Source organism: Paenirhizobium daejeonense, assembly GCF_014280875.1.
Taxonomy (GTDB): Bacteria; Pseudomonadota; Alphaproteobacteria; order Rhizobiales; family Rhizobiaceae; genus Allorhizobium; species Allorhizobium daejeonense.
In genome coordinates, this window is record NZ_JACLAL010000002.1 from 420,166 (window position 1) to 442,964 (window position 22,799).

At 61.5% G+C, this 22,799-nt stretch carries 16 protein-coding genes; 11 read left to right on the forward strand and 5 right to left on the reverse strand.

Features of this window, described 5'->3' with window-relative positions; translation table 11 throughout:
* Positions 1-22 precede the first annotated feature (22 nt).
* From H4I99_RS05595 to H4I99_RS05610, 4 genes are all read left to right on the forward strand, one after another.
* The gene (locus H4I99_RS05595) at positions 23-1,027 is read left to right on the forward strand and encodes an ABC transporter permease (RefSeq protein WP_163899902.1); all 1,005 of its coding nucleotides are present in this window, start codon (positions 23-25) and stop codon (positions 1,025-1,027) included.
* On the forward strand, positions 1,024-1,851 hold the full coding sequence (locus H4I99_RS05600) for an ABC transporter permease (protein WP_163899904.1): 828 nt from the start codon (positions 1,024-1,026) through the stop codon (positions 1,849-1,851). The genes H4I99_RS05595 and H4I99_RS05600 overlap by 4 nt, the downstream gene beginning before the upstream one ends.
* Positions 1,844-3,475 carry an ABC transporter ATP-binding protein gene (locus H4I99_RS05605; RefSeq protein WP_163899906.1) on the forward strand — a complete coding sequence of 544 codons (1,632 nt, stop codon included), beginning with the start codon at positions 1,844-1,846 and terminating at the stop codon, positions 3,473-3,475. Before H4I99_RS05600 ends, H4I99_RS05605 begins: the two co-directional genes overlap by 8 nt.
* 216 nt (positions 3,476-3,691) lie before the next feature.
* Positions 3,692-4,822, forward strand: coding sequence for an acyltransferase family protein (locus H4I99_RS05610; protein WP_163899908.1), 1,131 nt, complete (start codon positions 3,692-3,694; stop codon positions 4,820-4,822).
* Between the two features lie 41 nt (positions 4,823-4,863).
* On the opposite strand, the gene H4I99_RS05615 is transcribed toward H4I99_RS05610, so the two are convergent.
* A complete protein-coding gene (locus tag H4I99_RS05615) occupies positions 4,864-5,652 on the reverse strand; it encodes a helix-turn-helix domain-containing protein (RefSeq protein ID WP_163899910.1) in 789 nt (262 codons plus the stop codon).
* 136 nt (positions 5,653-5,788) lie between these two features.
* Here H4I99_RS05615 and H4I99_RS05620 point away from each other — a divergent pair, with 136 nt between their 5' ends.
* The 4 genes from H4I99_RS05620 (at position 5,789) to H4I99_RS05635 (ending at position 12,338) form a co-directional block, all read left to right on the forward strand.
* Positions 5,789-7,378 (forward strand): ABC transporter substrate-binding protein, encoded by a 1,590-nt coding sequence (locus H4I99_RS05620; RefSeq protein WP_163899912.1) that lies wholly within the window; start codon positions 5,789-5,791, stop codon positions 7,376-7,378.
* A gap of 23 nt (positions 7,379-7,401) precedes the next feature.
* Positions 7,402-9,402 (forward strand): CocE/NonD family hydrolase, encoded by a 2,001-nt coding sequence (locus H4I99_RS05625; RefSeq protein ID WP_163899914.1) that lies wholly within the window; start codon positions 7,402-7,404, stop codon positions 9,400-9,402.
* 59 nt (positions 9,403-9,461) lie between these two features.
* Entirely contained in the window at positions 9,462-10,505 is a 1,044-nt protein-coding gene (locus H4I99_RS05630) for a zinc-dependent alcohol dehydrogenase family protein (RefSeq protein ID WP_163899916.1), read from the forward strand.
* Between the two features lie 129 nt (positions 10,506-10,634).
* The gene (locus tag H4I99_RS05635) at positions 10,635-12,338 is read left to right on the forward strand and encodes a methyl-accepting chemotaxis protein (protein ID WP_163899917.1); all 1,704 of its coding nucleotides are present in this window, start codon (positions 10,635-10,637) and stop codon (positions 12,336-12,338) included.
* A gap of 6 nt (positions 12,339-12,344) precedes the next feature.
* On the opposite strand, the gene H4I99_RS05640 is transcribed toward H4I99_RS05635, so the two are convergent.
* Positions 12,345-12,779 (reverse strand): ACT domain-containing protein, encoded by a 435-nt coding sequence (locus H4I99_RS05640; protein ID WP_163899919.1) that lies wholly within the window; start codon positions 12,777-12,779, stop codon positions 12,345-12,347.
* 125 nt (positions 12,780-12,904) lie between these two features.
* On the opposite strand from H4I99_RS05640, the gene H4I99_RS05645 reads away from it, so the two are divergent.
* Complete coding sequence (locus tag H4I99_RS05645) at positions 12,905-14,242, forward strand: MFS transporter (protein ID WP_163899921.1); 1,338 nt, start codon at positions 12,905-12,907, stop codon at positions 14,240-14,242.
* 2 nt (positions 14,243-14,244) lie between these two features.
* Here the strand turns inward: H4I99_RS05645 and H4I99_RS05650 are convergent, their stop codons facing one another.
* Positions 14,245-15,144 carry an alpha/beta hydrolase gene (locus H4I99_RS05650; RefSeq protein ID WP_163905747.1) on the reverse strand — a complete coding sequence of 300 codons (900 nt, stop codon included), beginning with the start codon at positions 15,142-15,144 and terminating at the stop codon, positions 14,245-14,247.
* Between the two features lie 160 nt (positions 15,145-15,304).
* Here H4I99_RS05650 and H4I99_RS05655 point away from each other — a divergent pair, with 160 nt between their 5' ends.
* Positions 15,305-16,174 carry a protein phosphatase 2C domain-containing protein gene (locus H4I99_RS05655; RefSeq protein WP_163899922.1) on the forward strand — a complete coding sequence of 290 codons (870 nt, stop codon included), beginning with the start codon at positions 15,305-15,307 and terminating at the stop codon, positions 16,172-16,174.
* Positions 16,175-16,367: 193 nt separating this feature from the next.
* Here H4I99_RS05655 and metH read toward each other — a convergent pair whose 3' ends face one another.
* On the reverse strand, positions 16,368-20,135 hold the full coding sequence (gene metH / locus H4I99_RS05660; RefSeq protein WP_163899924.1) for a methionine synthase: 3,768 nt from the start codon (positions 20,133-20,135) through the stop codon (positions 16,368-16,370).
* 192 nt (positions 20,136-20,327) lie between these two features.
* On the opposite strand from metH, the gene H4I99_RS05665 reads away from it, so the two are divergent.
* Positions 20,328-21,584 carry an AGE family epimerase/isomerase gene (locus tag H4I99_RS05665; protein WP_163899926.1) on the forward strand — a complete coding sequence of 419 codons (1,257 nt, stop codon included), beginning with the start codon at positions 20,328-20,330 and terminating at the stop codon, positions 21,582-21,584.
* A gap of 8 nt (positions 21,585-21,592) precedes the next feature.
* On the opposite strand, the gene H4I99_RS05670 is transcribed toward H4I99_RS05665, so the two are convergent.
* Positions 21,593-22,795: an efflux RND transporter periplasmic adaptor subunit gene (locus tag H4I99_RS05670; RefSeq protein WP_163899928.1), complete on the reverse strand. Its 1,203-nt coding sequence runs from the start codon at positions 22,793-22,795 to the stop codon at positions 21,593-21,595.
* Positions 22,796-22,799: the final 4 nt, after the last annotated feature.

The following is a 22,799-nucleotide window of genomic DNA, read 5'->3' on the forward strand; positions in this document are numbered from 1 at the left end:
CAATAAAGCCTTACCGGAGCCCATGACCCAGTTGCCTGACGCCGGTTCGCCGTCACTCAAATTCCGCGAACGATATCCGCTGGTTGCGCTGATCTTGCAGCGCCTCCTCCTCAGTCTCGGCCTGCTGATCGCCGTATCCATGTTGATCTATGGCGGCGTGGAAGCCCTGCCGGGTGATTTCGCGACGACCTATCTCGGCCAGTCCGCTACGCCACAGGCCGTTGCCAACATCCGTTCGGAACTCGGCCTCGACCGGCCCATAGTCACCCGCTATTTCGAGTGGCTCGGCAATACTTTGCATGGCGATTTCGGCACCTCTTGGGCAAGCCGCAATTCGGTGACGGAGCAGATCGGCAAGCGACTCGGCAACTCGCTTGCCCTTGCTGGGCTGGCGGCGATCATATCCGTGCCGCTGGCCGTCGGGCTCGGCATGCTGGCGGTGCATTTCCGCAACCGGCTGCCGGATCGCATCATCAACATCGTCTCGCTGGCGGCCATCTCGCTTCCCGAATTCTTCATCGGCTACCTGCTGATCCTGTTCTTCGCCATCAACTTCGGCATCGCGACCTTTCCCGCGACCGTGCATGACGGCATGACCATATCCGAACGCCTGCAGGCCATGGCGCTGCCCACGGCAACGCTGGTCCTCGTCGTTCTCGCCCACATGATGCGCATGACCCGCGCCGCGATCCTGTCGGTCATGTCGTCGGCCTATATGGAAACGGCGGAACTGAAGGGCCTCTCCGCCTTCCGTGCCATCGTCAAGCACGCCGCACCCAACGCGCTCGCCCCCATCGTCAACGTCGTAGCCCTCAACCTCGCCTATCTCGTGGTCGGCGTCGTCGTGGTCGAGGTGGTCTTCGTCTATCCCGGCATGGGCCAGTACATGGTCGACGCCGTGACCGTTCGTGACATGCCCGTCGTACAGGCCTGTGGCCTGATCTTCGCCGCCGTCTACATCTTCCTGAACATGCTGGCCGATATCATCGCGATCATCGCCAATCCGAGACTGAGGCATCCGCGATGAGGCTGAGAGATATCCCTGTTAGCGCCTGGATCGGCATTCTCGGCATCCTCCTTGCCTTTATCTGTGCGGTCTTCGCCCCCTTCATCGCTCCCTTCGGCGAACGCGAGATCGTCGGTGGCGTATGGGAGCCCATGGGCGGTGCTTATCCGCTCGGCACCGACAACCTCGGCCGTGACCTCCTTTCACGCATGATCTACGGCGCCCGCACGACACTGTTCGTGGCGCTTGCCGCAACCGTACTGTCCTTCTCGCTCGGCATTTTCCTGAGCTTCACGGCAGCAGTGTCGCGCGGCCTGATCGACCAGACACTGTCGCGCTTCAACGACCTGATGATGTCGATCCCGACGCTGATCTTCGCGCTGGTCGTTCTTGCCGTGCTACCGCAGAACCTGTTCGTCCTGATCCTCGTGATGGCGGTCCTCGACTCGACCCGCGTCTATCGCCTCGGCCGCGCCGTGGCGCTCGATGTCGCGGTCATGGAATTCGTGGAGGCGGCAAGGCTTCGCGGCGAAGGCACGCTGTGGATCATCTTCCGGGAAATCCTGCCCAACACGCTTTCGCCGCTTCTGGCCGAATTCGGCCTGCGCTTCGCCTTCTCGATCCTGTTCCTTTCCACCCTCTCCTTCCTCGGTCTCGGCATCCAGCCCCCGGCCGCCGACTGGGGCGGCATGGTAAAGGACAACAAGGACGGCATCATCTTCGGCATTTCCGCGGCCCTCGTTCCGGGCTCGGCCATCGCCGCCCTTGCCGTCTGTGTCAACCTGGTGGTCGACTGGCTGCTGAAACGAACCTCCAGCCTGAAGGGAGGCCGCGGCGATGCCTGAACTTCTTTCCGTCCGCAATCTCAAGATCGAAGCCACCAGCTATCCGCCGGGCGAGCCGCCGAAGAATGTCACCATCGTCGAAGGCGTCTCCTTCGATCTGCAGAAGGGCAAGGTTCTCGGTCTGATCGGCGAATCCGGCGCCGGCAAGTCCACCATCGGCCTGTCAGCACTGGCCTATGGCCGAGGCGGCGTGCGCATCACCGGCGGCGAAGTGCTGCTGGACGGCGATAATATTCTGGCGCTCGACAAGAGTGGCATCCGCAGGGTGCGCGGCGCCCGCGTCTGTTATGTGGCGCAATCCGCCGCAGCTGCCTTCAACCCCGCCCACAAGCTGGGCGATCAGGTGATCGAGGCGACGCTCACCCACAGGCTGATGACCATTGAGGAAGCCCGCGCCCGCGCGGTATACCTCTTCGGCGTGCTCGGGCTGCCCGACCCGGCGCACTTCGGCGACCGTTATCCGCATCAGGTATCCGGCGGCCAGTTGCAGCGCGCCATGACGGCCATGGCGCTCTGCCCGAACCCCGAACTGATCGTCTTCGACGAGCCGACGACGGCCCTCGACGTCACCACCCAGATCGACGTGCTGGCGGCGATCAAGCACGCCATCGAGGAAACCCACACCGCAGCGCTCTACATCACCCATGACCTCGCGGTCGTCGCTCAGATCTCCGACGACATCATGGTGCTGCGCCACGGCAAGACCATCGAATACGGCACCGCGCAGCAGATTATCGAGGAGCCACGGCAGGACTACACCCGCGCTTTGGTGAATGTCCGTCAGGCGAAAAAGGACGAAGCCGCGGAACAGTCGAGCGCGTTGCTCAAGGTCGAGAACATCACGGCCGGTTATCCGAACGGCTTCCGGGTTCTGCACGATGTCTCGCTGCATTTGCCGAAGGGCCAGACGCTGGCCGTCGTCGGCGAAAGTGGCTCGGGCAAGTCGACGCTCGCCCGCGTCATTACCGGCCTCCTGCCTCCGCTTCAGGGCAGCATCAGCTTCGACGGACGCCAATTACCGCCGGCGCTTGCCGGCCGCTCGCGCGATGACCTGCGCCGCATTCAGCTCATCTACCAGATGGCCGATACGGCGATGAACCCGCGTCAGACCGTGCGCGACATCATCGGACGGCCACTGACCTTCTACTACGGCCTACACGGCGCGGCAAAGACCGCCCGGGTGAAGGAGCTGCTGGAACAGATCGAAATGGGCTCCGGCTTCGTCGATCGCTTCCCGGCGGAGCTTTCAGGCGGCCAGAAGCAGCGCGTAGCGATTGCTAGAGCTCTCGCGGCAAAGCCCGAACTGCTGCTCTGCGACGAACCGACATCGGCGCTCGATCCGCTGGTGGCAGAGGGCATCCTGAAGCTCCTCATGCGCCTGCAGGAGGAAACCCAGCTCTCCTACGTCTTCATCACCCATGACATCGCCATCGTCCGAGCCATCGCCGACAGCGTGGCAGTGATGCACAAGGGCCGTCTCGTGCGCTTCGGACCGAAGTCCAAGGTGCTGGAGCCTCCCTTCGACGATTACACCGACCTTCTCCTCAAATCCGTACCTGAAATGGAGATCGGCTGGCTGGAGAAAGCATTGGCAACACGAAAGATGGCAAGCGCCGGAAATTGAATCATTTGCTTCATCCGGTATTTTTCTTCGGCAAGAGTTGAAGAACACCAGAGGTGGCCCAATTAGCCCTTGCAGCAAATACCTGTTGCAATGCGGCATTACATTGGAATAACCTGCAACCGCAAGTATCAGTCGCATACACTCTCAGCCATTTCTTTGTTTGTTCAAAGCAATGTTTTTTTGGAGCGTCGATCGATAATGACACGGTTTATCTCATTGGATTCCCTTAGAGGTATCGCGGCTCTGACCGTAGTGCTTCACCATATCTTTCTGACGTTCCCGCAAGCCATCATGCCGCTGGATCTCTCCAGTCTCCCCGTCTGGCTGGACCCGGTTACGTATCTGCGTTACTCGCCGTTGCGCACCATTGTCGGCGGAAGACCCGCGGTCATTCTATTCTTCGTATTGAGCGGCTTCGTGCTGGCGCTGCCCTTTGCTGCCGGCCGATCGGTTCCCTATACTGGCTATCTGGTGAAGCGATTTTGCCGCATCTACATTCCCTTCGCGGTTTCCATCGCCTTCGCGGCACTGCTCGCTTCGCTCGCACCAACGGGACCGGTTCAGGGTTTGAGCGAATGGTTCAACCTGAAGTCATGGACGGAACCGGTCAGCTTCCGCTTCATTCTCGCCCATCTCCTGATGCTCGGCACGCCATCCACCATGGACCTCAACAACGTCATGTGGAGCCTCGTGCACGAGATGCGGATTTCGCTGATCTTTCCCCTGATCGCGCTCTTTCTGATCCGCTCCAGACGGGTAGCGCTGCCGTCGTTCTTCATGATCTGGCTGGTTGCGACCGCGATTATCATTCTGCTTCGACCGGACCCGCTGACGCGGTCGCTCCTCGATACCGCCGTCTATACCCTGTTCTTTGCCATCGGAGCACAGATGGCGATCGACAAGGATCGCATCATGGAGGTCGTGTCCTATCTCAGCCGCCCGGCACTGTGGAGCGGAGTGGCGCTTGCCTTCACCCTGTTCGCCGTGCCGCCCGGTCTGCCGGGAGCGGAACTTCTCTATGGTCTTGCGTCGATCCTGGTGATTGCCGCCGCCCTCGGCAACAACGCTTTTCGTACGGCTCTGGAACATGACGGATGCCAGTGGCTGGGCAGGATTTCCTACAGCCTCTACCTGTTTCACCTTCCGATCCTGCTGTTCCTGTTTCGCTGGTTCTACGGCGAGGTTCATCCCGCGCTCATCATCGTCGCGGCGCTTGCGATCATCATGCCGGTCGCCGCCCTGGCCTACAAATGCGTGGAGGTTCCCTCCATGACCCTCGGCCGGCGGCTTAGCGCAATGCTTTCACCCGAGACCGGAAAGGTCAGACACACAGGCGGCATTACCTGAAGCCGCTCAGACAGCATGAACAAAGGACATGCCTGCCTGATTTAATATTCCGTAGGCACCGTGAGAACATCTGCCGACGGCCCCTCGAGAAAGGTCCTTACCGTCGGCGGCAGATGCCGCGATGAAAGCGGCTGGACACCGCAACGCGACAGCATCTGGCGAATATCCGGTTCCCGCCCGATATAGCGCCAGATCATCCGCGATGCATAAGGCAGGTTCTCCTTTCGCCACGATACGCCCATTGTCGTGCCGCGCAGATAGACCCGCTGATGGGCTTCGAAAGGCATCAGGATCGTCTGCGACAGCATCGTGTTGCGGCCAATGTTGCGCTCGGTGATGAAGATGCGGTTGCGCCAGAAGGCCGCCAGTCCGACATATTTCGAAAACTGCAGGATCTCCCGTTCGGCGTCGCGGATACGCTCCACCGAGCGAACCCGGATCAACCCCTCCTCCTCGTAAAGCCTGCTGTAGGAACAGACCACCAGCCCCGGCCACGACAGCGAAAGATGATACGTCTGGTAATATCCGACATGACGCCGCAACGCCGCGATATCACCTGGAAATCCCTGGAAGACATCAACGACGCCCTCCGCTCCCCCAAGTGAAGGCCTGCGAAGCTTCTGCCCAAAGGAACGCTCCGGCAGCTGGAAATCGGCCGGCGTCAGGCCGAAGAATGCAGCGATCCGCGCCAGATTGTGGGCAGACGGCTTTGCCTCGCCATTGATGTAGCGATTGAACTGCTGACGGTTGATGCCGATCTCCCGGCACACCTGGGAGATCGAGCGCTGCGTTGCGCAGGCCGTCCGAAGGTTTTCGACAAGGGCATCCATTTTCGATTCCATGCGCGATTTGAGCACAGGATACATAGCGTAAACTAGCTTAAAAGAGCGTCAGATAGCGAAATTGCGCGCCGCATTTGCCGCGATACGGTCAGCCCCGGATTTGAAACAAAAAGGGGAACCGACCATGTCCGACTTCACCAGAAACACCAACGGCCTCATCTTGCCTGCGAGCGTCAGCCGCCGCGGTTTCCTCGGCGGCACGGCAGCCCTTGGCGGCCTCGCTGCCTTCGGCGGCAGCCTTCTTCCCCAGTCCGCGCGGGCGCAGGAAGCCAAACGCGGCGGCCATCTCAAGCTTGGCCTCAAGGGCGGCGCGACGAGTGACGTGCTCGACCCCGCAAGCTACAGCGCCTCGGTCCTCTTCGTCGTCGGCCGCCTCTGGGGCGACACCCTCGTCGAGTCGGACCCGAAGACCGGCGCTCCGCTGCCGGCACTCGCCACCTCGTGGGAGCCTTCCGCCGACGCCTCCGTCTGGACCTTCAAGATCCGCAGCGACGTTGCCTTCCATGACGGTAGCAAGATGACCGTCTCCGACATCGTCGCCACCCTGAAGCGCCACTCCGATGCAAACTCCAAGTCCGGTGCGCTCGGCCTGCTCTCCTCCATCACCGCCATCGAGGAAAAGGCCGGCGATCTTGTCCTGACGCTCAAGGAAGGCAATGCCGACCTGCCGCTGATGCTGACCGACTACCATCTGATCATTCAGCCCAAGGGCGGCGTCGAGAACCCGGCGGCCGCCATCGGCACCGGCCCTTATGTCCTGAAGAGCTTCGAGGCAGGTGTCCGCGCAACCTTCGAGAAGAACGCAAGCGACTGGCGCTCCGATCGCGGTTACGTCGACAGTGTCGAGATCATCGTCATGAACGATGCGACCGCCCGCATCGCCGCCCTCTCCTCCGGTCAGGTTCACTTCATCAACACGGTAGACCCGAAGACCGTGCCGCTCCTCAAGCGCGCCCCGAAGGTCGAGATCGTGCGCAGTTCGGGCAAGGGCTTCTACAGCTTCCTGATGCATTGCGACACGGCGCCTTTCGACAACAACGACCTGCGTCTTGCCCTGAAATACGCCATCGACCGTCAGGCGATCCTCGATCAGGTTCTCGGCGGCTTCGGCACGCTCGGCAACGACTATCCGGTGAACGGCAACTACGCTCTGGCGCCTGAAAACATCGAGCAGCGCATGTATGACCCGGACAAGGCGGCCTTCCACTTCAAGAAGTCCGGCCTCGACCGCCCGGTCCTGCTGCGCACGTCCGACGCGGCCTTCCCTGGTGCTGTCGATGCCGCCATCCTCTTCCAGGAAAGCGCCAAGAAGGCCGGCATCGAGATCGAGGTGAAGCGCGAGCCGGAAGACGGCTACTGGACCAACGTGTGGAACGCCCAGCCCTTCTGCGCATCCTACTGGGGCGGCCGTCCGACACAGGATTCCCGCTACTCCACCTCCTATCTCTCGACGGCGGAATGGAACGATACCCGTTTCAAGCGCGAGGATTTCGACAAGATGCTACTCGAGGCGCGCTCCGAACTCGACGACACCAAGCGCAAGGCGCTCTACCACAGCATGGCGCTGATGGTTCGCGATGAAGGCGGCCTGATCCTGCCGGTGTTCAACGACTACATCATGGCGGCTTCGAACACGCTCAAGGGCTTTGTCGATGATATCGGTAATGACATGTCGAACGGCTATATCGGTAGCCGCGTCTGGTTCGACGCCTGAGAACGCAGGATAGGAAGTCCATCATGTCTGGCATACGCCCATTCCAAGTCATCGAGAACCAGTGGATCATCCTGAAGGACGGCACACGCCTTGCCGCCCGCATCTGGATGCCGGACGGGGCGGAAGCCGATCCCGTGCCGGCGGTTTTCGAGTTCCTGCCTTATCGCAAGCGCGACGGAACCTGCCTGCGCGACGAGTCGACCTATCCTTCCTTCGCGGAGGCCGGCATTGCCGGCGTCCGCGTCGACATCAGGGGTTCCGGTGAATCGGATGGCGTGATCGATGGCGAGTACACCCCGCTGGAACTCGCCAACGCCTGCGAACTCATCGCCTGGATCGCCGAACAGCCGTGGTCGAACGGCTCGGTCGGCATGATGGGCATTTCCTGGGGCGGCTTCAACTGCCTGCAGGTGGCTACAATGCGGCCGCCTGCGCTCAAAGCGGTCATCTCTATCGCTTCGACCACCGACCGCTACAATGACGATATCCACTACAAGGACGGCTGCCATCTCTCGGCCCAGCTTTCCTGGGCGGCAACCATGCAGGGCTATCAGGCCCGGTCTCCCGACCCGGCGCTCGTCGGCGATCGCTGGAAGGAAATGTGGCTCGAACGACTGGAGAACGAACCCTTCTTCATGGAGGAATGGCTCTCGCACCAGCGCCGTGACGACTTCTGGAAACACGGCTCGATCTGCGAAGACTTCTCCGCTTTCCAGGTGCCCGCGCTGGTGATTGCCGGCTGGGCCGACGGCTATCGCAATACGCCGCTCAAGGCCGTGGAAGGTCTTGGCCCGAAGGCCAAGGCGCTGATCGGTCCGTGGGTTCACAAATATCCGCATTTCGCCTGGCCGAAGCCCCGCGCCGATTTCCTCGGCGAAGCGATCCGCTGGTGGAACCGCTGGCTGCGTGACGAAACGAACGGCATTGAGGATACGCCGCAGGTTCGCGCCTATATCATGGACGGCATCCGCCCCGCCCCACGCCGCGACTTCGACCCCGGTCGCTGGATCGCCAAGGCGACATGGAGCGAGCCGGAATATCAGTCCTTCGTAATCGACGCCCATGGAGCACTCGTCACCGGAAAACCGGCTGGAGCGGGTGCGGGAGACATCTTCCTGAAATCGCCGCTCGATACCGGCACGGCCTCAGGCGAATGGTTTACCCTGAAGCCCGATGCGGAAATGGCGATCGACCAGCGCAGCGACGATGCTGGCTCTCTCTGCTTCGAAAGCGCGCCGCTCACGCAGGATGTCGACTACCTAGGCCGTCCCGTGCTGACGCTGGAAGTCGCCTGCGATGCGGACTGGGCCAACCTGATTGCCCGTGTCGTCGACGTGCATCCAGATGGCACCGCCTATCGCGTTTCGTTCGGAGTCCTCAATCTGGCGCATCGCGAAAGCAATGAAAATCCCAAGGCCATGCCGCATGGCAAGAAGGTCAAGGTGACCGTGACGCTCGACGCCTGCGGTTATCGTTTCCGGGCCGGTCACAGGATCCGCGTCGCACTTTCGACCGCCTATTGGCCGATGGTGCTGCCGGCGCCCTTCGATCCGGGTCTGACAGTCGATACGGCCAGCCTGTCGCTCGCCTTGCCCCTTCTCAGCGCCCATGATGAAATCACGGTAAAGGAGCCGGACAATCCGGATCCGCTGCCGAAATACATCAACCATGAACCGGGCGAGACCCAGCGACAGGTGCTGCGCGATCTCTCCGGCAACAGCACCACCTATTATCTGCTGGAGGACACGGGCCTTTCCGAACACCCCGATACCGGTCTCTCCACCCGCCAGATCCGCGAGGAGGCCTGGTCGATCACGCCCGGTGATCCGCTGTCCATGTCGGGAACCTCGACCTGGACCTGTGATATGGTTCGTCCCGGCTGGACGGTTCGCTCGGTCGCAACCTCGACCATGACCTGCACCGACACCGAATGGCTCATAGAGGCGCATGTGACGGCCCACGAAGGCGATGCACTTGTCTTTGAACGACATTTCGAGCGCCGTATCGCACGTGATTTCATGTGATCGACGTGCTTTGATATCTCGCCGCCGAAATGTCGGCGGCGAGTCTGAAGGAGAGTTTCATGAAGGCGATGCTTTACGAGCGTTTTGGCGAATCCCCCGAGGTGATCGACGTTCCCGATCCGTCGCCGCCTAAAGCCGGTGTCGTCCTCAGCATCACCGCGACAGGCCTCTGCCGCAGTGATTGGCACGGCTGGAAAGGACACGACTCCGATATCAACCTGCCGCACGTCCCTGGCCACGAATTCGCAGGCGTGGTCGAGGCCGTGGGGCCGGAAGTGAAACGCTTCAAGGTCGGCGATCGCGTAACCGTGCCCTTCGTCTCCGGTTGCGGTCATTGCTACGAATGCAAATCGGGCAACAGCCAGGTTTGCGAGGGACAGTTCCAGCCCGGTTTCACCCATTGGGGCAGCTATGCCGAGCTCATGGCGCTCGATTACGCCGACCACAACCTCGTGAAACTCCCGGAAGCAATCGATGACGCGACAGCGGCAAGCCTCGGCTGCCGTTTCGCAACCTCGTTCCGTGCTGTCGTTGATCAGGGACGGCTCAAGGGCGGCGAGTGGCTGGCCGTGCACGGGTGCGGCGGCGTCGGCCTTTCCGCCATCATGATTGGCAAGGCGCTCGGCGCCAGTGTCGTGGCCATCGACATTTCCGAGGAAAAGCTCGCTCTGGCCCGCTCGCTCGGCGCTTCGGTCACGATCAACTCTACAAGGGAGACAGATGTACCCGTTGCCGTGCGCGACGCGACCGGCGGCGGTGTTCACGTCTCCATCGATGCGCTCGGACATCCCACCACCTGCTGCAATTCGATCGTCAACCTGCGCCGGCGCGGCCGCCACGTACAGGTCGGCCTGATGCTCGCCGATAACGCGACACCGCAATTGCCGATGGATCGCGTCATCGCCCACGAATTGGAGATCTACGGCAGCCATGGCATGCAAGCCTGGCGCTATGACGCGATGCTCACGATGATCGAAGCCGGCACATTGCAACCCCAGAAACTGATCGGCAGGCACATATCGCTGACGGAAGCCGTCCCCGCCTTGATGGCCATGGACAGCTTTGCCGAAAACGGCATTACGATCATCGACCGGTTCGAATAAAAACACTGCTGCAGCGCAGCAAGGCGCGCGCTGCAGCACGCCAAATCCCATAAAATTTAACGGATTATTTTTAGTTGTTTCGCATAAACATGGGTGTTCGCAACTCGCGTCTTTCGGAGAGTTCCCCTCATGTCCATGCTTTCGCTCGGCCTCGGTTCTGATGCCTCCCGCATCATCGAGGCATTGAATCGCTCGCTAGCCATCATCGAGTTCGATCTGGAAGGTAACATCCTCGGAGCCAACGACAATTTTTGTCGTGTGATGGGCTATCAGAAGAGCGAGATCGTCGGCCGGCACCACCGCATCTTTGTCGATCCTGTGGAAGCAAACTCACCGGCCTATCGCGAATTTTGGCGCAAGCTTGCAGCCGGCAAATACGACCAGCAACAATATAAGCGTATCGGTAAGGGCGGCAAAACTGTCTGGATCGAGGCGACCTATAACCCGGTCTTCCGCGGCGGCAAGCCTTACAAGGTAGTGAAGACCGCAACCGACATTACCGCCACGAAGATTCAATCCCTCGACAGCTCCGGAAAAATCTCGGCGCTCTCCCGATCGCAGGCGATCATCGAATTCACGCCGAGGGGCGAAATCATCTCGGCCAACGAGAACTTTCTCGGCCTGATGGGATACAGCCTGGAGGAGATCAAGGGCAAGCATCACTCGATGTTCTGCGAACAGGAATACGCCAGGTCCGCCGCTTACAACGCTTTCTGGAGCAGCCTTGCCTCCGGCGAGTACCATTCCGACCAGTTCACCCGCGTGACCAAGAGCGGCGAAAAGGTTCATATTCAGGCGACCTACAATCCGATCCTAGATGAGACCGGCAAGGTTTGGAAGGTCGTCAAATTTGCCAATGACGTTACCGGCCGCGTCCGGGCCATGGACGAACTTGCGGCAGGCCTCCATCGACTGGCCGACTGCAACATCCGCATGACGATGGACCACCCGTTCTCATCAGAATTCGAACCCCTGCGCCACGACTTCAACATCTCCATCGCCAAGTTCCAGGAGACGCTGGTCGAGGTTCTCGCCGAAACGGCAGAGCTCAAGTCCAACAGCGCCGAAATGCGCGAGGGATCGGAGCATCTGGCCAGTCGATCCGAGCAGCAGGCATCATCGCTTGAGGAGACTTCGGCAGCACTCGAGCAGATCACCGCCACCATCCGCGAATCCACCAACCGCACGAACGACACGCGGTCTCTGGTCCGCGACGCCCACAAGGCAGCAACGGCTTCTGTAGAAGTGGTAAAATCGACAGTCGCCGCCATGGGACGCATCGAAGTTGCCTCCAAGGAGATCGCAAACATCATCGACGTCATCGACGAGATTGCTTTCCAGACGAACCTCCTGGCCCTCAACGCCGGCGTCGAGGCGGCACGCGCCGGCGAAAGCGGCAAGGGCTTTGCCGTCGTGGCACAGGAAGTGCGCGAGCTTGCACAGCGCTCCGCCAAGGCCGCCCAGGAGATCGCGCAACTCATCACACATTCCTCTGAGGAAGTGAAGGAAGGCGTAAGACTCGTGGCAGATACGGGCGACGCGCTGAACCGAATCGAGACCTTTGTCCACTCGATCGACCTCAACGTTGAGGCGATCGCGACCGCCGCCGTCGAACAGTCGCGCCGGCTTTCAGAGATCAGCACGGCCGTAAACGCACTCGACCAGGTAACTCAGCAGAACACCTCTATGGTCGGCAGCATGAAAGGTATCAGCATGGCTCTGGCAGAAGGCGCGGAAAAGCTCGTCATTCTGGCCAACCGTTTCAAGCTGAATCGGCGCAAGGTCATTCGCGAGACCGGTGAGTCCATACCTACGTCACGCCGGGCGGCCTGATCGGGATCAGGAGAACATCCGTGCCTCGTTGTGCCTGCTTCCGGCACTGAGTACCCGAAGCAGGCGCAACGCCCTCTCGGCGTCGGCCGCCGGCACGAAGATGTGATCATGATAATAGGCCGCGACCACGTTCGCGGCTATTCCGTTTCGTGCGAGTTCCGCTGAAACGGCAGCCGTAAGCCCCACCGCCTCCAGTGACGAATGCACATCGAGCGTGATTTGCCGCAATGGTGTCCCGCGGGCTAATCCGAGCGCCCGTGCCTTTTCCAAAAGCAGGATCAGCGTCAGTCCTTCCGCCTCCCTAAAGCTTCCGAGCGGATCGAGTAAGGCGAGATCAGGGACCTGGCCCGGCAACGCGTGAACGAACACGAAGACATCGGGAGTCAGCCGGGGCTCCATCTCTGCCAGAAGCTGCACCGGGTCGATGATGCTGCTATTCATCGTCAGTTCTCCACGTTTTCAGGGTATTTTGCCCCCAAACGGCCATGTAATGTCTTGCAATACCGGACACTTTGCCGCATGCCCGGCCCAGCGCGCCAAATGCGCTGTATTTCAGGACTCCTCGCATGACCTCCCTCCCATTGACGCAGACCAAATCCCGCCCCCTCGACGGCCGCGATTACAAAACGCTTGGCCTCTCCGCACTCGGTGGCGCTCTCGAATTTTATGATTTCATCATATTCGTTTTCTTTGCAACGGTGATCGGCAAGCTGTTCTTCCCCGAGGGCATGCCGGACTGGCTGGTTCTGATCCAGACCTTCGGCATCTTCGCCGCAGGTTATCTGGTACGTCCGATCGGCGGCATCGTTCTCGCGCATTTCGGCGACCGTTTCGGCCGCAAGAAGGTTTTCGCCTTTTCCATCCTGCTGATGGCGCTCTCGACGCTCGGCATGGCGATGATGCCGACCTATCACAGTATCGGTGTCGCAGCTCCCGTCCTGCTGATCATTCTGCGCATGCTGCAAGGTGCAGCGATCGGAGGCGAGGTTCCCGGAGCCTGGACCTTCGTGGCCGAGCATGTGCCCGCCCGTCGCACCGGCCTTGCCTGCGGCATCCTCACCTCCGGGCTTTCCCTCGGCATCCTTTTCGGATCGCTTATCGCCACGCTGGTCAACACCATCTTCGTGCCCGAGGAAGTCGCCTCCTACGCCTGGCGCATCCCCTTCCTGCTCGGTGGCATCTTCGGCCTCATCGCCGTTTATCTCCGCCGCTGGCTGGAAGAGACACCGGTCTTCGCTGAGATGAAGCGCAGCAACGCGCTTTCCGCCAGCCTGCCGCTCAAGGCTGTGCTGCGCGACCATCCGCGCGCGGTCATTATCTCCGTGCTGCTGACCTGGGTTCTTTCCGCGGCCATCGTCGTCACCACGCTGATGACAGCGACCTTCCTGCAGAAACTCTACGGCTACACCGCCCGCGAGTCGCTGGCCGCAACCTCCTTCGGCACGCTGTTCCTGATGATCGGCGTGGTTGCCGCAGGCGCCCTGATCGACCGCGTCGGCAGCGGCCGTTTCTTCACCTTCGGCAGCATCCTCTTCGCCGCCGCGACCTTTGCCTTCTACACCTATGCGGCAACGTCGCTCGAAGTCCTCTTCGCGCTCTATGCCGTGATGGGCCTCTCTGTCGGAATGGTCGGAGCGGTTCCCTACGTGATGGTGCGCGCCTTCCCGGCTCCGGTCCGTTTTTCCGGCCTATCGTTCTCCTACAACATTTCATATGCCGTCTTCGGCGGGCTGACACCGATCGCGGTCACCACCATGCTCGCCGTCAACCCCATGGCGCACGCATGGTATCTGCTGTTCGTGGCGGCGCTGGCCTTCGCCATCGGCATCTACCTGCTGATCCACGGCGACAAGGTCGAGGCCCACGGCGCAGAGCAGGAAACTCCGGCCCGCGCCGCGGCCTGAACTCAGACCGTTCCCGCCAGCCGGGATACAGCAAGACAAAGGGCGCCGAAGCCATCTTCGGCGCCCTTGCTCATATGACGGGCACGCAGCCATGCATGCACCATCTGCGGTTCCTCGCGAAACCACACATTGACCCCGTCCTCGACCAGACGCGCCGCGTAAAGACGGGCATCATCCCTGAGCGGGTCGAAATGCGCCGCCGTCACATAGGTTCGTGGTAGCCCCGCAAAATTTTCGGAGAAGAGCGGAAAGGCCACCACGTCATCCGCCGGCGCCTTGAGAACCTCGCGATAATAGCGAACATCGGCCGTCGAAAGCCCCGGAGCCTCGCTCATTTCGACATAGGAGCCGGTAATCAGGTCACCGCCAAGCCCCGGATAGATCAACGCCTGTCCAAGGATCGGCTCCGTCCGCCCCTCGTCCCTCGCTCGGATCGTCAACCCTGCAACGAGATTGCCGCCGGCGCTGTCGCCAATCAGCACCACCCTGTCGCCATCGGCGATCAATGCGTCGAGAACCGCCTGACAATCCTCATGTTGTGCGGGCCAGACGTGTTCCGGTGCCAGCCGATAGTCAATTGCGGTGAGTTCCGCCCCGACACGATCCGCAATCTCTGCGCAGATGGCGTCATGGCTTTCGAGCGAGCCAACGACGAAACCGCCGCCATGGATATAGACCAGCCGCACCGCGGTCCTCACCTTTGCCGGACGATAGAGACGCACCGGCACGCCGGCCACCTCTCCGTCGAGCTTCACAAGCCCCTCCGGCAGCGCGGGAGAAAACTGGGCGCACAAGGCGTTGTACCAGATGCGCTGCTGCGAGATCGGGGCATCGACCGCATCGGGCGGATAGAAGCTGTCGCATTTTTCGAGAAAGGCGAGAATGCCCGGTTCCGTAGGCATGGGTTTCATCGGTCCGTCTCCCTTGGGAAGATGCGGTGGATCGCATGACATTTCACATGGTCATGCACATCCTACCGGATCATCATCCGCACCATCCGAGTCGTTGTGACTCCGATTGATCCGAAATGCTCTTCCATTTGCGTCCTTGAGAGTTCCAGACATGGCTTTTTCCATCGACATCCTCGACACCATCACCGATCCCGGCAAGGCCGGCCGCCCGAACGAGGACAGGTTCGGTTTCAACCCCGATGCCGCCTTCGTTCTGGATGGCGCGACCGGGCTCGGCGACCGGCAGTTCATGGAGGGGCATGGCAGCGATGCGGCATGGATGGCGGAATTCGCGGCAAGCCGGCTCGGCGCAAGACTTGACGGTGTCGTTGACGTTGCGGAAACCGTCCGGGCGGTATCCTCCGAAGCGCGCGATACCTTTCATGCCATTGCCGGCGAGCAGCCGCGTTATGCATGGCCGAGCAGCAGCCTGACAGGCCTGCACCGTACACCCTCGGGTTTCGAATATTTCGGACTGGGCGATAGCTGCCTCTACCTCCTCCATGACGACGGCCACGGCGATTTCGTGATCCCCATCCCCGGCGCCTATGAATGGGAACAACTTGCCGCGCAGAAGCATATCGAGCGCACCGGCGGCATCGGCGCGTCCGGCAGCGCCGTCGGTGACCCTACGACGCTGGAGGACCTGCGCAAGGGCCGCTCGCGACACAATACAACGGAAAGCAATGTCTGGACCTTCGGCATGGTGCCGGAAGCGGCCGACCATCTTTACCGGCGACCAATCGAAATCACCGGAGGAGCAACGGCAATCCTCTGCTCGGACGGCCTCGCCGATCTCGTTGCCCTCTACAAGATCTACGATCCCGCCGGGCTGGTACGGCGCGCCGAAACCGAGGGGCTGTTGCCGCTGGTGGAGGAACTGCGCCGCTTCGAAAGGGACATCGACCCCGATGGCCTCAGATTTCCCCGCTTCAAGCAAAGCGACGACACCACAGCCATTCTCTTGCGCCTAAAGGCCTGACGCCCGCACAGGAAAACGATTCACACTCAAGGCGATAGCGCAAGAAGCGGAATCGTTTTCGCAAGACTTTCAAGCGGCACTGAAGTAGCCGCCCCCAGCCGCCTGCCTCCTGCGGAGCCTTCTTCCCTCGAACGGGGAGAAGGACAATCACGGTAGTTCGAGCGCCCCCGCTGCCTGCGAGGCGCATCACCCATCAGGCAGCTTCCGTTTCCACCGCCTTTGGCACATAGTTCAGGACTGGCCCGAGCCAACGCTCAACCTCCCTGACGTCCATGTCCTTGCGAGCAGCATAGTCCTCGACCTGATCGCGCTCGACCTTGGCGACGCCGAAATAATAGCTCTCGGGATGGCCGATATAGATGCCGGATACGGAGGAACCGGGCCACATGGCATAGCTCTCGGTAAGCTCGACGCCCGTCGCCTTTTCCGCATCCAGAAGCCGGAACAGCGTCGTTTTCTCGGTGTGGTCTGGCTGGGCCGGATAACCCGGCGCCGGACGAATACCGCCATAGGCCTCGCCGACGAGTTCGTCGCTGCTGAAGCTCTCATCCGGCGCATAGCCCCAGAACTCCCGGCGAACCCGCTCGTGCATCCGCTCGGCAAAAGCTTCGGCGAAACGGTCCGCCAGCGCCTTGACCAGAATGGACGAATAGTCGTCATTCGCCCGCTCGAAACGCTCGGCTATGGCGATTTCCTCGAAACCGGCCGTCACCACGAAGCCGCCGACATAATCGGCAACGCCGCTTCCCTCAGGCGCAACGAAATCCGAAAGCGCCACGTTCGGCCGCCCGTCGCGCTTCGACAACTGCTGGCGCAGGGTAAAGAAGGTCGCAAGCTCCTCGGTGCGCGTCTCGTCCGTGAACAGGCGGATATCGTCTCCCACCACATTCGCAGGCCAGAAGCCGATGACGGCCCTCGGCCGGAACCATTTCTCGTCGATGATCTTCTTCAGCATCGACTGGGCGTCGGAGAAGAGCTGGCGCGCGGCCTCACCCTGCTTCTCGTCTTCGAGAATAGCCGGATAGCGCCCCTTCAGTTCCCATGTCTGGAAGAAGGGCGTCCAGTCGATATAGCCGGCGAGTTCCGCGAGGTCGTAGTCCTCGAAAACCTTCGTACCGAGGAAGGAAGGCTTCTTCGGCTTGTAGGCGGACCAGTCGAGCTTCACCGCATTTTCGCGGGCACGCGCCAGCGGCAGGCGCTGCTTCTCGGCTTCGGCCCGCGCATGGGCGTCGGCAACCTTGGCATATTCGGCGCGCAGGCCCTCGATGGTGGCCGAACGATTGTCCGGCGAGAGGAGCGACGACACGACACCAACCGCGCGGCTGGCATCCGTCACATAGACCGCCTGCCCCGCCTGATACTGCGGATGGATCTTCACTGCGGTATGGACCCGGCTGGTGGTCGCTCCGCCGATCAAAAGCGGAATGTCGAAGCCCTGCCGCTGCATCTCGCCGGCAACATGCACCATCTCGTCGAGCGACGGGGTGATAAGGCCGGAAAGCCCGATGATATCGACCTTCTCCTTGACCGCAGTCTCGAGGATCTTCGTCGCCGGCACCATCACGCCAAGGTCGATGATATCGTAATTGTTGCAGGCGAGAACGACGCCGACGATGTTCTTGCCAATGTCGTGCACGTCGCCCTTGACCGTCGCCATCAGCACCTTGCCGGCCGATTGCCTTTCGTTGCCGGCGCCATTGGCCGCCTTTTCCGCTTCCATGTAGGGGAGCAACACGGCGACCGCCTGCTTCATCACACGGGCGGATTTGACCACCTGCGGCAGGAACATCTTGCCGGCGCCGAAGAGATCGCCGACCACGTTCATGCCGGCCATCAGCGGTCCCTCGATGACGTGCAGCGGCCGCTCAGCCTTCTGCCGGGCTTCTTCCGTGTCGGCGTCGATGAACTCGGTGATGCCGTTGACCAGAGCATGCGAAAGCCGCTTCTCGACCGACCATTCGCGCCAGGCGAGATCCTGTCCCTTTGCCTGCTTCTCGCCGGTGCCGCGGTAGCGGTCGGCGATCTCCAGCAGCCGCTCGGTGGCGTCCGCGCGGCGGTTCAGCACCACGTCCTCGCATGCCTCGCGCAATTCGGGATCGATGCTCTCGTAGACGGCAAGCTGGCCGGCATTGACGATACCCATGTCCATGCCGACCTGAATGGCATGGTAGAGGAACACGGCATGCATCGCCTCGCGCACCGGCTCGTTTCCACGGAACGAGAAGGAAAGGTTCGAGACACCGCCGGAAATATGCACCAGCGGCATCTTTTCGCGGATCGTCCGCGTCGCCTCGATGAAGTCGACGCCGTAATTGTTGTGCTCCTCGATGCCGGTCGCAACAGCAAAGATGTTCGGGTCGAATATGATGTCTTCCGGTGCGAAACCGACCTCTTCGGTCAGGATACGGTAGGCCCGCTGGCAAATCTCCACCTTACGGGCATAGGTGTCGGCCTGCCCCTGCTCGTCGAAGGCCATGACGACGACGGCTGCGCCATAATTGCGGATCAGCCGGGCATGCTCGACGAAGGACTGTTCGCCCTCCTTGAGGGAGATGGAATTCACCACCGCCTTGCCCTGCACGCATTTGAGGCCGGCCTCGATGATCGGGAACTTCGACGAGTCGATCATCACCGGCACGCGCGCGATGTCGGGTTCAGCGGCGATCAGGTTCAGGAACTCGACCATCGCCTTCTCGGAATCGATCAGGCCCTCGTCCATATTGATGTCGATGATCTGGGCGCCATTCTCCACCTGATCGCGAGCGACGACCAGCGCAGACGTGTAATCGCCAGCCGTAATCAGTTTGCGGAACTTGGCCGAGCCGGTTACGTTGGTGCGTTCGCCAACGTTGACGAAGGGTATCTCCTTGGTCAGCACGAAGGGCTCGAGGCCGGAAAGCGACATGAACGGCCGATGCTCGGCCGGCTTGCGCGGCGCCTTGCCGGCAACGGACTCGGCGATCGCGCGGATATGCTCAGGCGTCGAACCGCAGCAGCCGCCGACGACATTGACAAGGCCTTCTTCCGCAAAGCCGGTAATCTGCCGCGCCATATCGTCAGGCGTCTCGTCATAACGGCCGAACTCGTTCGGCAGGCCGGCATTCGGATAGGCGCAGATGAAGGTGTCGGCGATGCCCGAAAGTTCCTGCAGATGCGGACGCATGGCGTCAGCACCCAGCGCACAGTTGAGGCCGATGGTGAAAGGATTGGCGTGGCGCACCGAATACCAGAAGGCCGACGGCGTCTGGCCCGAAAGGGTGCGACCGGAAAGGTCGGTGATCGTGCCGGAGATCATCACCGGCAGGCGGATGCCCTTGGCAGCGAAACGCTCCTCGCAGGCGAAGATCGCGGCCTTGGCGTTCAGCGTATCGAAGATCGTCTCGATCAGGATGACATCGGCATTGCCGTCGATCAGACCGTCGATCTGCTCTCCATAGGCGAGGCGCAGGTCGTCGAAGGAAACAGCGCGATAACCGGGATTGTTGACATCGGGCGAAATGGAGGCCGTGCGGTTGGTGGGGCCGATGGCGCCGGCCACAAAGCGGCGACGTCCATCCTCGCGCTCAGCGCGGCTTGCAGCCCGGCGAGCAACCAGCGCCCCTTCGCGGTTCAGGTCGTAGACCGCCTGCTCCATCTGGTAGTCGGCCTGCGCGATGCGGGTCGAGGAAAACGTATTGGTCTCGAGAATGTCCGCACCCGCCATCGCATAGCGGAAGTGGATTTCCTCGATCGCGTCCGGCTGGCTGAGAGTCAGAAGGTCGTTATTGCCCTGCTGGTGACAAGCGCAGCCGATGAAACGCGAACCGCGGAAGGCGTCCTCGTCAAAGCCCAGCCCCTGGATCTGCGTGCCCATGGCGCCGTCGAGGACAAGTATCCGCTCGCGCGCGGCAGCAGCCAGCGCCTGCATGATCTCCGTGCCGTTCCGTTCCCGAGCATCCCCGTCAAACAGCTTGTCGAACATCTGGCCAGCCTTCCTTACAAATGACAATGAATCGAAATCACATAAAGACATCTTTATGTCAACATGCGTTTATCCATTTCAATTGCGACATGCAAAACAGGAGAATGCCGCAACCGCGACCCCGGTTGCGCGGTGACAATCCACCGGTTTCGCTATAAGAGGTTTCAAACGATTAGAATTCGGGAGGATCGTATGCTGGAAACAACCGCCCACACAGCCATTGCCGCGAACTGGAGCGACCGCCCCTATCATCGCAAATGGCTGCTCGATCAGGCTGACGGCCTCTTTTCCTTCTTCCAGCGGGCAGCCATCAACCCGAAGGGCGGCTTCTTCGACCTCACTCGTGACGGCAAACCGCTCAACACCGACAATACCGTCCGCAGCATCCACATGGCCGCGCGCATGGTTCACTGTTATGCAATCGGTGACCTGCTCGGCCGGCCGGGTGCCGCCGACGTGGTCGATCACGGCATGAAATTCCTCTGGGAGCGCCATCGCGACGCCGAGCATGGCGGCTATTTCTGGCAGGTGGATGACAATGGCGTCGCCGATGCTGGCAAGCAGGGTTATGGCCACGCCTTCGTGCTGCTCGCCGCCGCCTCCGCAAAAACGGCAGGCCATCCGCTGGCCGACGCCATGCTTGCCGACATCACCGAGGTTCTCGAAACCCGCTTCTGGGAGGAGCGCTTTGGCGCAATCGCCGAGGAGTTTTCCCGCGATTGGCAACCGGTTCCCGGCTACCGCGGCCAGAACTCCAACATGCACCTCACGGAAGCCCTGATGGCGGCCTTCGAAGCGACCGGCGACAACAGCTACCTCGCCAAGGCAGAGAGCATCGCCGATCTCATCATCCGCCGTCGCGCCGCCGAACAGGGTTACCGCGTGCCGGAACATTTCGACGAGGTCTGGACGCTCGACCGGATCTATTACCACGAAAACGAGATGTTCCGCCCGTCCGGCACCACGCCGGGCCATTGGCTGGAATGGGCGCGCCTGATCCTCCAGCTCTGGATACTCGGCGGCAAGCGCCACGACTGGATGCCGGATGCCGCGCGCGGCCTGTTCTTCCAGGCCATGTCGCTCGGTTGGGACAAGGAGAAGGGCGGCTTCTTCTATACGCTCGACTGGGAAAACGTGCCCGATAAGCGCTTCAAGCTGTGGTGGCCTCTATGCGAAGGTGCGGGTGCCGCCCACTTCCTTAATCAGCACAGCCCGAGCGAGTTCCACGAGGAAAGCTACCGCAAGATCTGGAGCTTCATCGCCAATCACAGCCTCGACCCCGCCTTCGGCGGCTGGCACGAGGAACTGACGGAAGACCTCCGCCCGGCGAATACCCTCTTTCCCGGAAAAGGCGACATCTACCATGCCCTGCAGGCCTGCCTCATCCCGCTCTTCCCGGCAACGGGCAGCCTGACCAAGGTCATCAGTGAAACCGGCGGCGCGATCTGACGCCGCCCTTACTCCACGCGCGCTTCGACCAGCGCGCCCTCGCTGATCGTATCGCTGGGATGCAGGATGACGGTGTCGCCCTGCTCCAGACCAGCCGCGAGTTCGGCGGTCTCATCGTTCATGTGGCCGATCTCGACCTTGATCTGGCGCGCGCGCCCGTCGCGAATGGCAAAGACCGCCCACTCCCTCCCATTGCGGAACAGAGCGCTGATCGGCACCTGCAACACGTCTTCGCCCTGCCACAGCGTCAGGCGGGCGTAGATGCGAAATCCATGCCCGAGGCGCGGGTCCTTGTCCTCCAGGTCCAGGATCAGATTGACCCTCTGCTCCTCAATACCGAGCGCGGAAACCTTGGTGAAGCCTGCCGGCTCGATCCGCCGCACCCTGGCGGCAAGCGCATGTTCGCCGCCCCAGTCGATGATCTCCGCTTGGGCGCCGGGAGCGACCCGCACCGCATCCGACGATAGGAGATCGACGACGATCTCAAGATTGCCGGGATCGCCGATCTCGGCGATCTTGGTGCCTGCCGCAACCGGCTGCTCGCTCTTGGCCATGACGCCAAGCACCACCCCGTTGACCGGCGCCGTGACGTAGACACAGCAATTACGCTCGCGCGGCGCATCGGATGACTGTGGTTGGATGAGGCGCGCCTCGGCGCTGGCAAGCTCCGCCTTGCGCAGCTCGATAGCCGCCTTGGCCGAGCCAAGCTGCGCCTCCAGCACTTCGACCTCGGTCGTCGCTTTCTGCAATGCGCTCTCCGCAAGAAATTCGGTCTTGGCGAGCCGAAGCGCCCGGGCAAGATTGTCGCGCGCGAATTGCAGATCGGATTGGAACCGCTTGTATTCGATCTCCGCCATGGAAACGGCAGCGCGGGCAGCTTCCCGCGCGGCCAGAAGCTCGGCCTGGCTGCGGAGATCGATCAGCGGCGGATCGAGCGGGTGGATGGCCGCCACCACCGTGACATCGGCCGTCACCTTGTCGCCCTCCTCGAGCACCGTGCGCGCCAGATGCCCGGCGATCGGCGCCGAAACGGTGTAGACATCGCGGACCCGCGTGACACCCTCCTGCGACACGCTGACCTTCATAGCGCCGCGCGTAACCGCGCCCGCGTCGACGGCCTGCGGTTTTTCCCGCAAAGCATAGACGAAACCGGCGATGATCGCGGCAACCACCAGCGTCCAGATGAACCGCTTGATCCATTTCCCCTGCATGGAG

Excerpts from the sequence above, each read along its gene's own strand:
- H4I99_RS05595 (WP_163899902.1), top strand. The coding sequence starts at position 23 with ATGACCCAGTTGCCTGACGCCGGTTCGCCGTCACTCAAATTCCGCGAA.
- H4I99_RS05600 (WP_163899904.1), top strand. The coding sequence starts at position 1,024 with ATGAGGCTGAGAGATATCCCTGTTAGCGCCTGGATCGGCATTCTCGGC.
- H4I99_RS05605 (WP_163899906.1), top strand. The coding sequence starts at position 1,844 with ATGCCTGAACTTCTTTCCGTCCGCAATCTCAAGATCGAAGCCACCAGC.
- H4I99_RS05615 (WP_163899910.1), bottom strand. The coding sequence starts at position 5,652 with ATGGATGCCCTTGTCGAAAACCTTCGGACGGCCTGCGCAACGCAGCGC.
- H4I99_RS05620 (WP_163899912.1), top strand. The coding sequence starts at position 5,789 with ATGTCCGACTTCACCAGAAACACCAACGGCCTCATCTTGCCTGCGAGC.
- H4I99_RS05625 (WP_163899914.1), top strand. The coding sequence starts at position 7,402 with ATGTCTGGCATACGCCCATTCCAAGTCATCGAGAACCAGTGGATCATC.
- H4I99_RS05630 (WP_163899916.1), top strand. The coding sequence starts at position 9,462 with ATGAAGGCGATGCTTTACGAGCGTTTTGGCGAATCCCCCGAGGTGATC.
- H4I99_RS05635 (WP_163899917.1), top strand. The coding sequence starts at position 10,635 with ATGTCCATGCTTTCGCTCGGCCTCGGTTCTGATGCCTCCCGCATCATC.
- H4I99_RS05640 (WP_163899919.1), bottom strand. The coding sequence starts at position 12,779 with ATGAATAGCAGCATCATCGACCCGGTGCAGCTTCTGGCAGAGATGGAG.
- H4I99_RS05645 (WP_163899921.1), top strand. The coding sequence starts at position 12,905 with ATGACCTCCCTCCCATTGACGCAGACCAAATCCCGCCCCCTCGACGGC.
- H4I99_RS05650 (WP_163905747.1), bottom strand. The coding sequence starts at position 15,144 with ATGCCTACGGAACCGGGCATTCTCGCCTTTCTCGAAAAATGCGACAGC.
- H4I99_RS05655 (WP_163899922.1), top strand. The coding sequence starts at position 15,305 with ATGGCTTTTTCCATCGACATCCTCGACACCATCACCGATCCCGGCAAG.
- metH (WP_163899924.1), bottom strand. The coding sequence starts at position 20,135 with ATGTTCGACAAGCTGTTTGACGGGGATGCTCGGGAACGGAACGGCACG.
- H4I99_RS05665 (WP_163899926.1), top strand. The coding sequence starts at position 20,328 with ATGCTGGAAACAACCGCCCACACAGCCATTGCCGCGAACTGGAGCGAC.
- H4I99_RS05670 (WP_163899928.1), bottom strand. The coding sequence starts at position 22,795 with ATGCAGGGGAAATGGATCAAGCGGTTCATCTGGACGCTGGTGGTTGCC.